11 protein-coding genes are annotated in these 13,574 nt (G+C 65.8%); 3 read left to right on the top strand and 8 right to left on the bottom strand.

What is annotated here, in order from left to right; genetic code table 11:
• Positions 1 to 121 precede the first annotated feature (121 nt).
• Positions 122 to 919 (top strand): outer membrane protein assembly factor BamD, encoded by a 798-nt coding sequence (locus tag AC07OC_RS02435; protein WP_218294827.1) that lies wholly within the window; start codon positions 122 to 124, stop codon positions 917 to 919.
• On the opposite strand, the gene yoaA is transcribed toward AC07OC_RS02435, so the two are convergent.
• Both yoaA and AC07OC_RS02425 read right to left on the bottom strand, forming a co-directional pair.
• Entirely contained in the window at positions 882 to 2,930 is a 2,049-nt protein-coding gene (yoaA, locus tag AC07OC_RS02430) for a DNA repair helicase YoaA (RefSeq protein ID WP_218341138.1), read from the bottom strand. The genes AC07OC_RS02435 and yoaA overlap by 38 nt on opposite strands.
• Positions 2,930 to 3,133 (bottom strand): YdcH family protein, encoded by a 204-nt coding sequence (locus AC07OC_RS02425; protein WP_218341137.1) that lies wholly within the window; start codon positions 3,131 to 3,133, stop codon positions 2,930 to 2,932. The genes yoaA and AC07OC_RS02425 overlap by 1 nt, the downstream gene beginning before the upstream one ends.
• A 107-nt stretch (positions 3,134 to 3,240) precedes the next feature.
• Between AC07OC_RS02425 and AC07OC_RS02420 the strand changes: the two genes are divergently transcribed.
• The gene (locus tag AC07OC_RS02420) at positions 3,241 to 4,047 is read left to right on the top strand and encodes a PP2C family protein-serine/threonine phosphatase (RefSeq protein WP_218294824.1); all 807 of its coding nucleotides are present in this window, start codon (positions 3,241 to 3,243) and stop codon (positions 4,045 to 4,047) included.
• A gap of 96 nt (positions 4,048 to 4,143) precedes the next feature.
• Here the strand turns inward: AC07OC_RS02420 and AC07OC_RS02415 are convergent, their stop codons facing one another.
• The 5 genes from AC07OC_RS02415 to AC07OC_RS02395 form a co-directional block, all read right to left on the bottom strand.
• Complete coding sequence (locus AC07OC_RS02415) at positions 4,144 to 4,842, bottom strand: hypothetical protein (RefSeq protein ID WP_218294823.1); 699 nt, start codon at positions 4,840 to 4,842, stop codon at positions 4,144 to 4,146.
• Entirely contained in the window at positions 4,839 to 5,936 is a 1,098-nt protein-coding gene (zapE, locus tag AC07OC_RS02410; protein WP_218294822.1) for a cell division protein ZapE, read from the bottom strand. Before zapE ends, AC07OC_RS02415 begins: the two co-directional genes overlap by 4 nt.
• A gap of 81 nt (positions 5,937 to 6,017) precedes the next feature.
• Positions 6,018 to 7,445: a dihydrolipoyl dehydrogenase gene (lpdA, locus tag AC07OC_RS02405; RefSeq protein WP_218341136.1), complete on the bottom strand. Its 1,428-nt coding sequence runs from the start codon at positions 7,443 to 7,445 to the stop codon at positions 6,018 to 6,020.
• Positions 7,446 to 7,535: 90 nt separating this feature from the next.
• Complete coding sequence (gene odhB, locus AC07OC_RS02400; protein ID WP_218294820.1) at positions 7,536 to 8,798, bottom strand: 2-oxoglutarate dehydrogenase complex dihydrolipoyllysine-residue succinyltransferase; 1,263 nt, start codon at positions 8,796 to 8,798, stop codon at positions 7,536 to 7,538.
• Positions 8,799 to 8,853: 55 nt separating this feature from the next.
• On the bottom strand, positions 8,854 to 11,733 hold the full coding sequence (locus tag AC07OC_RS02395; protein WP_218341135.1) for a 2-oxoglutarate dehydrogenase E1 component: 2,880 nt from the start codon (positions 11,731 to 11,733) through the stop codon (positions 8,854 to 8,856).
• A gap of 233 nt (positions 11,734 to 11,966) precedes the next feature.
• Between AC07OC_RS02395 and AC07OC_RS02390 the strand changes: the two genes are divergently transcribed.
• Positions 11,967 to 13,031 carry an AI-2E family transporter gene (locus AC07OC_RS02390; protein ID WP_218294818.1) on the top strand — a complete coding sequence of 355 codons (1,065 nt, stop codon included), beginning with the start codon at positions 11,967 to 11,969 and terminating at the stop codon, positions 13,029 to 13,031.
• Positions 13,032 to 13,189: 158 nt separating this feature from the next.
• On the opposite strand, the gene AC07OC_RS02385 is transcribed toward AC07OC_RS02390, so the two are convergent.
• Complete coding sequence (locus AC07OC_RS02385; RefSeq protein ID WP_218294817.1) at positions 13,190 to 13,408, bottom strand: hypothetical protein; 219 nt, start codon at positions 13,406 to 13,408, stop codon at positions 13,190 to 13,192.
• Between the last annotated feature and the right edge of the window lie 166 nt (positions 13,409 to 13,574).

Genomic DNA, 13,574 nt, shown 5'->3' with positions numbered 1-13,574 from the left:
GACAGGGACGGCCGCCGGTACAATGCCTTTCCGTGCCCCGGATGCCAACGGCGCCCGGCCCGCTGGACCGGCGCAGATATCCTGCACCCCCTGTCTCCTCTTTTGCTGAAAGCTGCTTGCGATGCTGCGTGCCCCACTGCCCCTCGTTTCCGCCCTGCTGCTTGCCGGTCTGCTGGCGGGTTGCTCCAGCACGACCGAAGACAAAACGGCCAACTGGAGCCCCAACCGCATTCATTCGGAAGCGCAGGACGAGATGAACAGCGGCGCCTATGACAAGGCCGTTCCCCTGCTGGAAAAGCTGGAGGGCCGCGCGGCAGGCACTCCGCTGGCGCAGCAGGCCCAGATCGACAAGGCGTATGCGCACTACAAGGCCGGCGAGAAGGCCCAGGCCATCGCGACGCTGGACCGTTTCATGAAGCTGCACCCCGCCAGTCCGGCGTTCGACTACGCGCTGTACCTCAAGGGCCTGGTGAACTTCAACGACAACCTGGGCCTGTTCTCGTTCATCTCACGCCAGGACCTCTCCGAGCGCGACCAGAAAGCCGCCAAGGATTCGTTCGAAGCCTTCAGCGAGCTGGTCACCCGCTTTCCGGAATCGCGCTACGCGCAGGACTCGCGCCAGCGCATGACCTACATCGTCAATTCGCTCGCGCAATACGAAGTGCATGTGGCGCGCTACTACTTCCAGCGCGGCGCCTATGTGGCGGCCATCAGCCGCGCGCAGGTGGCGCTGGCCGACTACCAGGGCGTGCCCGCGCTGGAAGAAGCGCTGTACATCCTCATCCAGTCCTATGACGCGCTGGGCATGACGCAACTGCGCGACGATGCGCGCCGGGTGATGGACACCTCGTACCCCCAGAGCGAGTACGTGCGCGGCGGCCTCAGGGCCAAGGCCGATCCGTGGTGGAAGTTCTGGTAAGCGCCTGAACCGCGGCCTCGAATTCCTGCTGTGATTCCAGGCGCCGCATCGGCGGCAGCGCCGCCAGCAGGCGCTTGCCATAGCCCATGGTGACCAGGCGGGTGTCGCCCACCACGAGAATGCCGTGGTCGGACTCGCGGCGTATCAGGCGCCCCGCTCCCTGCTTGAGCGCGACGGCCGCCTCCGGCAGCGCGTAGGATTTGAACGCCTTCCCGCCCGCTTCTTCGATGCGCTGCGTGCGCGCTTCCACCAGGGGATCGCCCGGAGGCGGAAAAGGCAGCTTGTCGATGACAACAAGCTGCAATGCGTCGCCGGGCACATCAAATCCTTCCCAGAACGTGGCCGACGCCACCAGCACACAGCCCCGCTGTCCGTGCTCGCTACCTTCCCGAAAACGCTCCATCAGCCGCCGCTTGGGCCACTCGCCCTGCACCAGGACCTCCAGGCTGCCCGATGCCGCAAACCGGTCTCCGAGCGCATCGCCGATCGTGCGCAGGGCCTTGAGCGTGGTGGTCAATACCAGCGTGCGGCCACCGAGCTGCTCCGCCGCCTGGGCCACCCATTGCGCCAGCATGCCGCTGTGCGCGGGGTCGGCCGGCGACGGCAGGTGGCGCGGGACGTACAGTGCCGCCTGCGACGCATAGTCGAAGGGGCTAGCGACCCGCAGGATCTCGGCATCCTGCAAGCCGGCCCGCTCCGTGAACCAGCTCAGCCGCTCGTCATCGCCCAGCGTGGCCGACGTGAAGATCCATGCCCTGCCGGGGCCCGCCGCGGACTCCTCGGGCCAGCCATCTTCGCCCGCCGGTTCGGCCGGCGAGGCCAGCAGGCGGGTGCGCATGGCCTCGGCGATGTCCAGGGGCGACTCCATCAGGCGCAATTGCGCGCCCACATCGATCCAGCGCACGGCGTCAGGGTTGCCAGGGCCGGCGAAATGCGCCAGCCGCGCCAGCAGTTCGGTCCCGCGCTCGTACAGCCGCACAAAGTCGGGCGCCATTTCGCTGACCGTGTCGAGCGCCTCCTGGGCCTGTGCGCAGGCGACCGCCACGCCGCGGATGGCCGCATGCCACGCATCAGCCGCCACGCCCTGCGGCGCCTCATCCGTCCAGCGCAGCTTCGCCCCGCCCCGCCGCTCTCCCACCGTCAGGCGCAAGTCCCGGGCCGAAAGATCCACCAGGCTGGCCAGCCCCGTCCAGTCCGCCAGGCCGCGCGCATGCTGCAGCCCCACGGCCAGGAGGTCCCTGCCGAAGTCCATCAGCTGGCCCGTGGACAGCGCCAGCCCCAGAAACTGCACGCCGGTCTCGTTGATCTGGTGCGCCTCGTCGAACACCACCACGCGCACCGACGGCAAGAGCTCGGCCATGCCGGATTCGCGGACCGCCAGGTCGGCAAAGAAGAGGTGGTGGTTGATGACCACGATGTCCGCCGCCAACGCCTCCCGCCGTGCCAGATGCACGTGGCATTCGCGGAAACGCGGGCACGGGGAGCCCAGACAGTTCTCCCGGGTGGATGTGACCAGCGGTATCACGGGCGACCGCTCGTCCAGCCCTGTCAGCTCCGCCAGATCGCCCGAGCGGGTGCCGTGCGACCAGCTCTCCACCTTGGCCAGCACGCGCGCCACGCCGGGCTCACGGGCAGACACGTCCTGGCGCGCCAGCCCCATGCGGTACAGGCACAGATAGCTCGCCCGGCCCTTGAGAAGCGCCATGCGCACCGGCAGGCCCAGCGTCTGGGCCAGGCGCGGAAGATCGCGCGCGAACAGCTGGTCCTGCAGGGCCTTGGTGGCGGTGGACAGCAGCACGCGCTCGCCGCTGAGCAGCGCCGGCACAAGGTAGGAGAAGGTCTTGCCCACCCCCGTGCCCGCCTCCACGACCAGGGCGCCACCGGCCTCGATGGTGCGCGCCACGGCCACCGCCATGTCCGTCTGTCCCGCGCGGGGCTGGAAATGCACGTCCGCCCGCGCCAGCACGCCATCGGCGGCGAACACCTCCTGAACCATTTCCGCCAGCGCCATCAGGCGGGCTCTTGGGGTTGAAGGGCCCGCTCCAGGCGGTGCATGGCATCGCGCAGCGCAAGGCGGCGCTTCTTGAGGCTGCGCAGTGTGAATTCGTCAGGTGCCCCGTCTGGAGCACACAGGTCGATCAGGGCATCGAGATCGGCATGTTCGATGCGCAGTGCAATGAGCTGCCGGTGCGGAGAATGGAGGCTGAGGTTCAAGGCGTGGGGGCCGCAGGATGGCAAAAATGCCACAGGCGGGCGGATAATACGCGCTTGGCCCGCATTCCGCGACGGCCGTTTGCGTACGCGCCCCCACAATCACCAGCATGACCAAAGCGTTTCGCCTCATCGCGTCCACCGGTATCCACAAGGGTGACCGGGAGTACCAGCAAGACCAGGTGACCTTGATCTCGCACGAGCGGCACAACGGCTGCGTGCTGGGCGTGATTGCCGACGGGATGGGCGGCCGCAGCGGCGGGCGCAAGGCATCCGACCAGGTCATGATGACGGCGCGCCAGCTGTTCGAACGCTATTCTCCGGACACCGACGACCCGGTGGCCATGCTCAAGAGCATGGTCGAGGAAGCCCACATCGTCATCCGCCTCACGGCCATCGCGGCCGAGCAGGAGCCGCACAGCACCATCGCGGCCTTCCTCATCAACCCGCGCGGCGACTGCCACTGGGTGCACGCGGGCGATTCGCGCATCTACCACTTTCAGGGCGCGCGCATGGTGTTTCGCACCAGCGACCATTCCTATGTCCAGGCACTGGTGGACCGGGGCGAGCTCACCGAGGCGGAGGCCAACAACCACCCGCATTCCAACATCCTGGTGGGCTGCCTGGGGACCGAAAGCGACCCGCCCATCACCACCCATGTGATTCCTCAGCTGCAGCCGGGCGACGTGCTCATGGCCTGCAGCGACGGCGTGTGGCACTACTTTTCGCCCACCGAACTGGGTTCCGTGGTGGACTCGCTGTCGCCACGGGAAGCCACGGAGTTCCTGATCGAGAAAGCCCGTTCCCGGGCGCGCGGCGGCGGTGACAACCTTTCCCTGGTCATCGTGAAGATGGAAGCGCTGGTGGAAGAAAAGAAGGTGGCGCGCCTGGTCCCCGCCGACGCAGGCCGGCCCTGATACGCCCCGGGGCCCGGCTGACGCTGGTTGGTGGGCCCAGGCCACCCCGCCAGATCCCTGCGCGGCGCCTGCGCATGCCCTACGCCAGAACCGTTCTCAGCGCGCCGCCGAAGCAGCGGGTAGCGGCGCGGCGGGTTTGCGCCCCTGGGCAGCAGCCTCTGCCTGCGACTTTTCTATCCGTGCGCGGCGTTCCTGCGCGGCCTTGAGCGCGGCCGCGTGGCGTTCGCGCGCCTGCGCGGCACGCTCGGCATTCGTGGCATTGTGGGCAGCCCGTTCCTCTGCCTGCTTCTGCACCCGGTCGCGCTGCTGCTGCGCCCGTTGCCCTGCCTCCTGGTCGCGCTGGGACTTCATGCCCTGCGGATCGTGCGGCTTGCGCAGCAAGGCATCCGGCGCGCTGGCACCCGCCGACGGCCCCTCCGGCACCACCGCCCGCTGCTTTTCCTCGATCGACTTCAGGCGCTCCGCCGCCTTTTCCTTGCGCTCCGCGTCGTTGAGTTCGATCTCCTGGGCACGCAGGCGGGACTCCGCGTCACGCGCTCCCGCACGGACACCGCGAAGGCAGTCCTCCACCGAGAAGCGCTGGTAGCAGGCCGCTTCGTCCTGCTGGCGCCGGGCCTTGACGGCATCGCGCTCGTGGCGAATACGGTCGTGCTCCGCCTTGCGCTGGGCGGCCGCGGCCTGTGGGCTGCCCTGCGGCACACCCGCTGGCGCACCGGATTGCGCCGGTGCAGGGGCCGCGAAAACACAGGCAAAGCCTGCGAGGGCAACAAGGGCCAGGCGCTTCAGCATGATCATGTCAGCCCCGTATCGACAGTGCGGCGCTCCAGCGCCAGGAATTCCTTGGACTGCATCTCGTTGAGCCGCGAAATCGTGCGCGGGAACTCGTGCGCCAGGGGGCCTTCGGTGTACAGCTGTTCGGGCGGCACCGCCGCGGACAGGATGAGCTTGACCCGCCGGTCGTAGAGAACGTCCACGAGCCAGGTGAAACGCCGCGCGGGCGACGCCATGCTCACGGGCATGTGGGGCACGTCGGACAGCAGCACGGTATGGAACTGCGTCGCGATCTCCAGGTAGTCGTTCTGCGAACGGGGACCGCCGCACAGCGTCTTGAAGTCGAACCACACCACCCCGCCGGCCTTGCGGCGGGCGCGGATCTCGCGGGCCTCGATGTGCAGCACCGGGTCTTCGTCGTGCACTTCGGCCAGCTGGTCGAAGGCCTGGCCCATCTCGGCGTCCGCCTCGGGCCCCAGTGGCGTGTGGTACAGCTTCACATGCTCCAGGGTGCGCCGGCGGTAGTCGGTGCCGTTGTCGACATTGACGACTTCCAGCCGCTCGTTGAGCAGGGCGATCGCGGGCAGGATGCGGTCGCGGTGCAGGCCGCCGGGGTACAGGTCGTCGGGCTTGAAATTGGAGGTGGTGACAAAACCCACGCCGTTGTCGAATAGTGCCGCCAGCAGGCGGTGCAGGATCATCGCGTCGGTGATGTCGGCAACGTGGAACTCATCGAAGCAGATGAGCTTGTAGCGCCGCGCAATGCGCTCGCCCAGCACGTCCAGCGGGTTCACCGTGCCCTGCAGCGCCGCCAGCTCGCGGTGGACCTCGCGCATGAATTCATGGAAATGCAGGCGCACCTTGCGCTTCAGGGGCACGGCGTCGAAGAAGCACTCCATGAGGAAGCTCTTGCCGCGCCCCACCCCGCCATACATGTACACGCCGCGCGGAATGTCCGGCCGGTTGATCAGCTTCTTGAGCGCGTTGGAGCGGCGGGCCTTGTAGGCCGCCCATTCATCGGCGCAGCGCTGGAGGGCATCCACGGCACGCAGCTGGGCAGGGTCGCTTTGAAAGCCTTTGGCGGCCAGCTCGGCCAGGTAAGCCTGTTTGACGGTCACGTGGTGGTTGTCCTGATACTATGAATTTAATAGCTGCCAGCGCTTGATGGTCAAGCGCTGGAGCCGGTTTTTATTCAAATATCAGAAGTTCAGCGTGCGCTTGTCCACGGCCAGGGCCGCTTCCTTCGTGGCTTCGCTCAGGGACGGATGCGCGTGGCAGATGCGCGCGATGTCTTCGCTGCTGGCCTTGAACTCCATGGCCACCACGGCTTCGGAGATCAGCTCGCTGGCCTGCGGGCCCACGATGTGCACGCCCAGGATCTCATCGGTGTCGGCATCGGCCAGCATCTTGACCATGCCGGTGGTGTCGCCCAGCGCGCGCGCGCGGCCGTTGGCCAGGAACGGGAAGGTACCGGCCTTGTACTTCACGCCGTCGGCCTTGAGCTGCTGCTCGGTGCGGCCCACCCATGCGATCTCGGGGCTGGTGTAGATGACCCAGGGCACGGTGTTGAAGTTCACGTGGCCGTGCTGGCCGGCAATGCGCTCGGCCACGGCAACGCCCTCTTCTTCCGCCTTGTGCGCCAGCATCGGGCCGCGCACCACGTCGCCCACCGCCCACACGCCGGGCAGGTTGGTCTTGCAGTCTGCATCGACGACGATGGCGCCGCGCTCGTCCAGGGCCAGGCCCACGGCTTCGGTGTTCAGGCCGATGGTGTTGGGCACGCGGCCGATGGAGACGATGAGCTTGTCCACCTCCAGCGCCTGGGCTTCGCCCTTGGCGTTGGTGTAGGCGATGGAGACGCCCTTCTTGCCGGTCTTGATCTCGCCGACCTTCACGCCCAGCTCGATCTTCAGGCCCTGCTTGTCGAACGCCTTCTTGGCTTCCTTGGCGATCTGCTCGTCCACGGCGCCCAGGAAGGTGGGCAGGCCTTCGAGGATGGTGACTTCGGCACCCAGGCGGCGCCACACCGAGCCCATTTCCAGGCCGATCACGCCCGAGCCGATGAGGCCGAGCTTCTTGGGCACTGCGCCCACGCGCAGCGCGCCGTCGTTGGACAGCACGAACTCTTCGTCGAACGGCGTGCCGGGCAGCGCGCGCGCGTTGGAGCCCGTGGCGATGATGATCTGCTTGCCCATGATCGACTCTTCGGCGGCGCCGGCCACCTTGATCTCGTAGCCGCCTTCGGCGGCCTTCACGAACGAGCCGCGGCCGTGGAAGAAGCTGACCTTGTTCTTCTTGAACAGGTACAGGATGCCGTCGTTGTTCTGCTTCACGACGGTGTCCTTGCGGGCAATCATCTTGGCCACGTCCATCTTCACGCCGGTGGCCGTGATGCCGTGTTCGGCGAAGTGCTTGTTGGCGTGCTCGAAGTGCTCGGACGATTGCAGCAGCGCCTTGGACGGAATGCAGCCCACGTTGGTGCAGGTGCCGCCGGGCGCGGGGCCACCCTTCTCGTTCTTCCACTCGTCGATACAGGCCACGTTGAAGCCCAGCTGGGCAGCGCGGATGGCGGCGATGTAGCCGCCGGGGCCGCCACCGATGACGATCACATCAAATTGTTTGCTCATGGGAAATCTCGTTCAGTCAGTTGGAGAAAGACCCACCGGCGGGCAGGACCAGAGGCCGGGCCACGCGGGTGGGTCGATACAGTCAGGGGATCAGATGTCGAACAGCAGGCGCGATGGGTCTTCCAGCGCGTCCTTCATGGCCACCAGGCCCAGCACGGCTTCGCGGCCGTCGATGATGCGGTGGTCATACGACATGGCCAGGTAGTTCATCGGGCGGATGACGATCTGGCCGTTTTCCACCACGGCGCGGTCCTTGGTGGCGTGCACGCCCAAAATGGCCGACTGGGGCGGGTTGATGATGGGGGTGGACAGCATGGAGCCGAACGTGCCGCCATTGGAGATGGAGAACGTGCCGCCGGTCATTTCTTCGATGCCCAGCTTGCCTTCCGACGCCTTCTTGCCGAACTCGGCGATCTTCTTCTCGATGTCGGCGAAGCTCATCTGGTCCGCATTGCGCAGGATGGGCACCACCAGGCCACGGGGCGAACCCACGGCGATACCGATGTCGAAGTAGCCGTGGTAGACGATGTCGTTGCCGTCCACCGAGGCGTTCAGCACGGGGTACTTCTTGAGGGCGTGCACGGCGGCCTTCACGAAGAAGGACATGAAGCCCAGCTTGGTGCCGTGTTCCTTGGTGAAGGAGTCCTGGAACTTCTTGCGCAGATCCATCACGGGGGCCATGTTCACTTCGTTGAACGTGGTCAGGATGGCGTTGGTCGACTGCGACTGCAGCAGGCGCTCGGCCACGCGGGCGCGCAGGCGGCTCATGGGCACGCGCTGCTCGGGACGGCCGCTCAGGTCTTCCTTGGCGGCAGGCGCGGACACCTGGGGCAGCGTCTTGGTCGGCACGCCCGTGGGAATCACGCTCGGAGCCACAGCAGCCTTGGCGCCGCCGGCCACGGCGGACAGCACGTCGCCCTTGGTCACGCGGCCATCCTTGCCCGTGCCGGCCACGGCCGACACCGACAGGTTGTTGTCGGCCAGCAGCTTGGCGGCTGCGGGCATGGCCACATCGCCCTTCGAACCGCCAGCCGCTGGTGCGGCGGCGGGCGCTGCGGCCGCGGGAGCCGGCGCAGCGGCAGCCGGTGCGGGGGCGGCTGCGCCAGCCTTGCCTTCGGTGTCGATCTTGGCGATGAGCTGTTCGGCCACCACGGTGGCGCCGTCGCCCTGAATGATTTCGGACAACACGCCAGCCGACGGCGCGGGCACTTCGAGCACGACCTTGTCGGTTTCGATCTCGATCAGGATTTCGTCCACGGCCACGGCCTCACCGGCCTTCTTCTTCCAGGTCAGCATGGTGGCTTCCGCCACGGATTCGGACAGCTGGGGGACTTTGACTTCTACGATAGCCATTTTGAATTCTTTCAGTAGGGTTCTGTTTGTTCTGTGTTCGTTCGGGTAGCTGGCCTTACTTGGTCAGGACAAACCCCTTGAGCTTGGCAAACGCGCCGTCCACCAGCGCCTTTTGCTGTTCCTGGTGCAGGTGCGAGTAACCCACGGCAGGCGACGCCGATGCCGCGCGGCCGGAGTAGCCCAGCTTCTGGCCTTCGAGCATGTTCTCGTGGATGTTGTGCTGGATGAAGAACCAGGCGCCCTGGTTCTGCGGCTCGTCCTGGCACCACACCACGTCGGTGGCATGGGGGTAGCGCTTGAGTTCGGCGGCAAACGCCTTGTGCGGGAAGGGATAGAGCTGCTCCACGCGGATGATGGCCACGTCATCGTCTTCGCGCTCGGTGCGCTTCTTCACGAGGTCGTAGTACACCTTGCCCGAGCAAGCGATCACGCGCTTGACCTTGGCAGCCTTCTTCACGATGGCGTCGTTCTGCTCAGGGATCACCGTCTGGAAAGCACCCTTCGTGAACTCGGACAGCGGCGAGGTCGCATCCTTGTTACGCAGCAGCGACTTGGGCGTCATGATGATCAGCGGCTTGCGCAGATCGCGCACCATCTGGCGGCGCAGCACGTGGAAGATCTGGCTGGCCGTGGTGGGTTGCACCACCTGCATGTTGGCGTCGGCCGACAGCTGCATGAAGCGCTCCAGGCGGGCCGAGCTGTGCTCGGGGCCCTGGCCTTCGTAGCCGTGGGGGAGCATCAGCGTGATGCCGTTGACACGGCCCCACTTCACTTCACCCGAGGCGATGAACTGGTCGATCACGACCTGCGCGCCGTTGGCGAAGTCGCCGAACTGGGCTTCCCAGATCACCAGGGTGTTGGGATCGTTCGACGCGTAGCCGTATTCGAAGCCCAGCACGGCTTCTTCGGACAGGATGGAGTCGATGACAACGAACGGTGCCTGGTTCTCGGCCACGTTCTGCAGGGGCGTGTAGGTGCCGATGTCCCACTTTTCGCGCTTCTGGTCATGGATCACCGAGTGGCGGTGCGTGAAGGTGCCGCGGCCGCAGTCCTCGCCCGACAGGCGCACGGGGTAGCCGCTGGCCACCAGCGAAGCAAACGCCATGTGCTCGCCCATGCCCCAGTCCACGGGGATCTCGCCACGGCCCATGGCGGCGCGGTCGTCGTACACCTTCTTGACCAGCTGGTGCGGCGTCACGCTTTCAGGGATGGTGGTGATCTTCTCGGCCAGGCGCTTCCACTCGGCCAGGGGAATGGCGGTGTCGCCAGCGTCCGTCCACTTCTTGCCCAGGAACGGGCTCCAGTCCACGGCGTACTTGCTCTTGAAATTGGTCAGCACCGGGTCGACCGTGTGCTTGCCCGCATCCATGGCGGCACGGTAGGCCTTGACCATGTCGTCGCCCAGCGTTTCGCCCAGGCCCTGCGTGGCCAGCTTGTCGGCGTACAGCTTGCGCGTGCCGGGGTGCTGGCCGATCTTCTTGTACATGAGCGGCTGGGTCAGCGCAGGCGTGTCCTGCTCGTTGTGGCCCAGCTTGCGGAAGCAGATGATGTCCACGACCACATCCTTCTGGAACTCCATGCGGAATTCGAGGGCGAGCTGGGTGGCCAGCACCACGGCTTCGGGATCGTCGCCGTTCACGTGCAGCACGGGCGACTCGACCATCTTCACGATGTCGGTGCAGTACAGCGTGGAGCGTGCGTCGCGCGGGTCGGAGGTGGTGAACCCGATCTGGTTGTTGATGATGATGTGCACCGTGCCGCCCGTGGAATAACCACGGGTCTGCGCCAGCGCCAGCGTTTCCTGGTTCACGCCCTGGCCGGCAAAGGCCGCGTCGCCGTGCACCAGCACGGGCAGCACCTGCTTGCCATGGGGGTCGGCGCGGCGGTCCATGCGGGCACGCACGGAGCCTTCGACCACGGGGTTCACGATTTCCAGGTGCGACGGATTGAACGCCAGCGACAGGTGGACCGGGCCGCCGGGGGTGGTCACGTCGGAGCTGAAGCCCTGGTGGTATTTCACGTCGCCCGATGGCAGGTCTTCGGGAGCGGTGTGGTCGAACTCGGCAAACAGGTCCGCAGGCATCTTGCCCAGGGAGTTGACCAGCACGTTCAGGCGCCCGCGGTGGGCCATGCCGATCACGATTTCCTGCACGCCCTTGGCGCCGGCGGACTGGATCAGTTCGTCCATGGCGGCAATGAAGCTTTCGCCCCCTTCGAGGGAGAAACGCTTCTGGCCGACGTATTTGGTGTGGAGAAAGCGCTCCAGGCCTTCGGCCGCGGTCAGGCGGTCGAGGATGTGCTTTTTCTTGTCCGCGCCAAAGCTGGGCTTGCTGCGGATGGTTTCGAGCTTTTCCTGCCACCAGCGCTTCTGGTTCTGGTCGGTGGCGTACATGTACTCGGCACCGATGGAGCTGCAGTAGGTTTCACGCAGGGCGTTGATCAGCTCACGCAGCGGCATCGACTCCTTGCCGAAGAACGTGTTGCTGGTGTTGAACACGACTTCCTGGTCGGAATCGCTGAAACCATAGAAGGAGGGTTCGAGCTCGGGGATGGCGGGGCGCTCGGTGCGCTTCAGGGGGTCCAGATCGGCCCAGCGCTGGCCCACGTTGCGGTAAGCGGCGATCAGCTGCTGGACGGCGGTGCGCTTGCGGCCCAGTTCCGAATCCGCGCCGGTGGCGACGACGACCTTGGTTCCACCCTGCTTTGCGCGCTCGGCAAAGGCATTGACCACGGGGAGATGGGGAACGTCCTTGGCATTGCTGCCGTCCACCGCGGGCACGTTTTGCAGTGCGTCAAAGTATTCGCGCCAGTTGTCTGGCACGCTGCCTGGATTGGCGAGGTAGTTCTCATACATCTCTTCGACATAGGGCGCATTGCCGCCGAAGAGGTAGGTGTTGCCTTGGTAGGCTTGATAGACGGACGTCGTATCGCTCATATTCCGCTGACCTCCGCTTTCCTTGGGAAAGCATTAGCTGGTTGAGAAACCTTCCGCGACACGGCTGAACCGATTGGCGGATGCGACTGTGGCTGGGGAAGGGCCTTGGTACGGGCGCCATTGTGCCACCGAACAGCGTGCCGCCCAACGGGAAAGGTTTTCACGAGCGGGCCGGCCAGCAGCGGCACCCCGCGCTCGCGTACATTCCGGGTATCCCATTGCCACGCACCAACATGACACCACCCACCCCCCAGAACAAGGCCTTCTTGCTGTTGCTGGCCCTTGTCACCATTGCCTTCGGGGCGATCCTGTGGCAGTTTCACGGGGCCGTCTTCTGGGGTGTCATCCTGGCGATTCTCTTTGCCCCCCTGCACCGCAAGCTGCTGCGGCGCATGCCCAGGCGGCGCAATCTCGCCGCACTGTGCACCCTGGGGCTGTGCCTCATCGTGGTCATCCTGCCCATGACCGCCATCACGGTGTCGCTGGTGCAAGAGGCCACGGTGATCTATGAGCGGATGCGCTCCGGCCAGCTCAATTTCGGGCTCTATCTGCAACAGGTGATCGCCGCCCTGCCCGCCTGGGCGGCCAACCTGCTGGACCGGCTGAACCTCACAACCGTTGGCGAACTGCAACAGAAGTTCTCGTCGGTCGCCGTCCAGGCGAGCCAGTTCGTGGCCGCGCAAGCATTGAGCATCGGGCAGAACACGCTGCAGTTCCTGGTGAGCTTCGGCATCATGCTGTACCTGCTGTTTTTCCTGCTGCGCGATGGATCAAGCCTCGCGCTGCGCATCGGCCAGGCCACACCGCTGGATGACACGCACAAGCGGCAGCTGGTCAGCAAATTCACCACCGTGATCCGCGCAACGGTCAAGGGCAACATCGTCGTGGCCGCGTCGCAGGGCGCCTTGGGCGGATTGATCTTCTGGATCCTGGGCATCCAGGGACCCGTGCTGTGGGGCGTTTCGATGGCATTCCTGTCGCTGCTGCCCGCCGTGGGCGCAGGACTGATCTGGGTGCCCGTGGCGATCTACTTCCTGGCCACCGGCGCTGTATGGCAAGGGGTGGTGCTGACCGCGTTCGGCATCGGGGTCATCGGCCTGGTGGACAACGTCCTTCGGCCGATTCTGGTGGGCAAGGACACCAAGATGCCTGACTACGTTGTGCTCATTTCGACCCTGGGCGGCATGGCGCTTTTTGGCCTGACAGGCTTCGTGATCGGCCCTGTCATCGCCGCCCTGTTCATCGCCAGCTGGGATCTCTTCTCCCCCAGCACGACGGGATCAGCGTCGACAGAATGACATGGCGCTTGCCTGAAGAGCCAGGGCGACGGCCTGCGTGACCAGGCCATCGCCGCCTGGCGGGGTTTCCATCGGCCGACATCGTCGGGGCCCTTGTCGCAGGGGGTCGCACGGAGAGGTCCACACCGCAGGCACAGAGCTGCCCACCCCATACCCGGTCACAGGATTTCACGCGCCTCGCCCTGGGCCAGCATCGTTCGCCCCTTGTCCGTGAGCGAGAGCACCCGTGCAAATGGCACCGGGCTTTCATCATTGGACACCAGCACCGCGACAAGATCGGCCGCCCGAAGTACCCTGAGTTTGTCAATGCAGGCAGGGTCGTGGACAGTCAATGGAAGCTCGCAAGCGGCGAGTTCTTGCAGGTACTCAAATGGCATGACCAACCTCCGGTGGCGTGTGGAGGAAAAATTGTCAACGCTATGTGAACCAGTGCTTTGTAAGAAAACATCGCAAGCTGGCCACTATCGTTCGCCCAGTCCCCGCGCAGCGGGTACGGTGCCAAGGTCCATTCTTCCCAGCCGGTGCGGCTGGGCGTGCAGCAAA

Source organism: Acidovorax sp. GW821-FHT10E04 (genome assembly GCF_059415185.1).
Note: the sequence above shows the minus strand (reverse complement) of the source record. Positions and strands in the feature narration are given on the sequence as shown.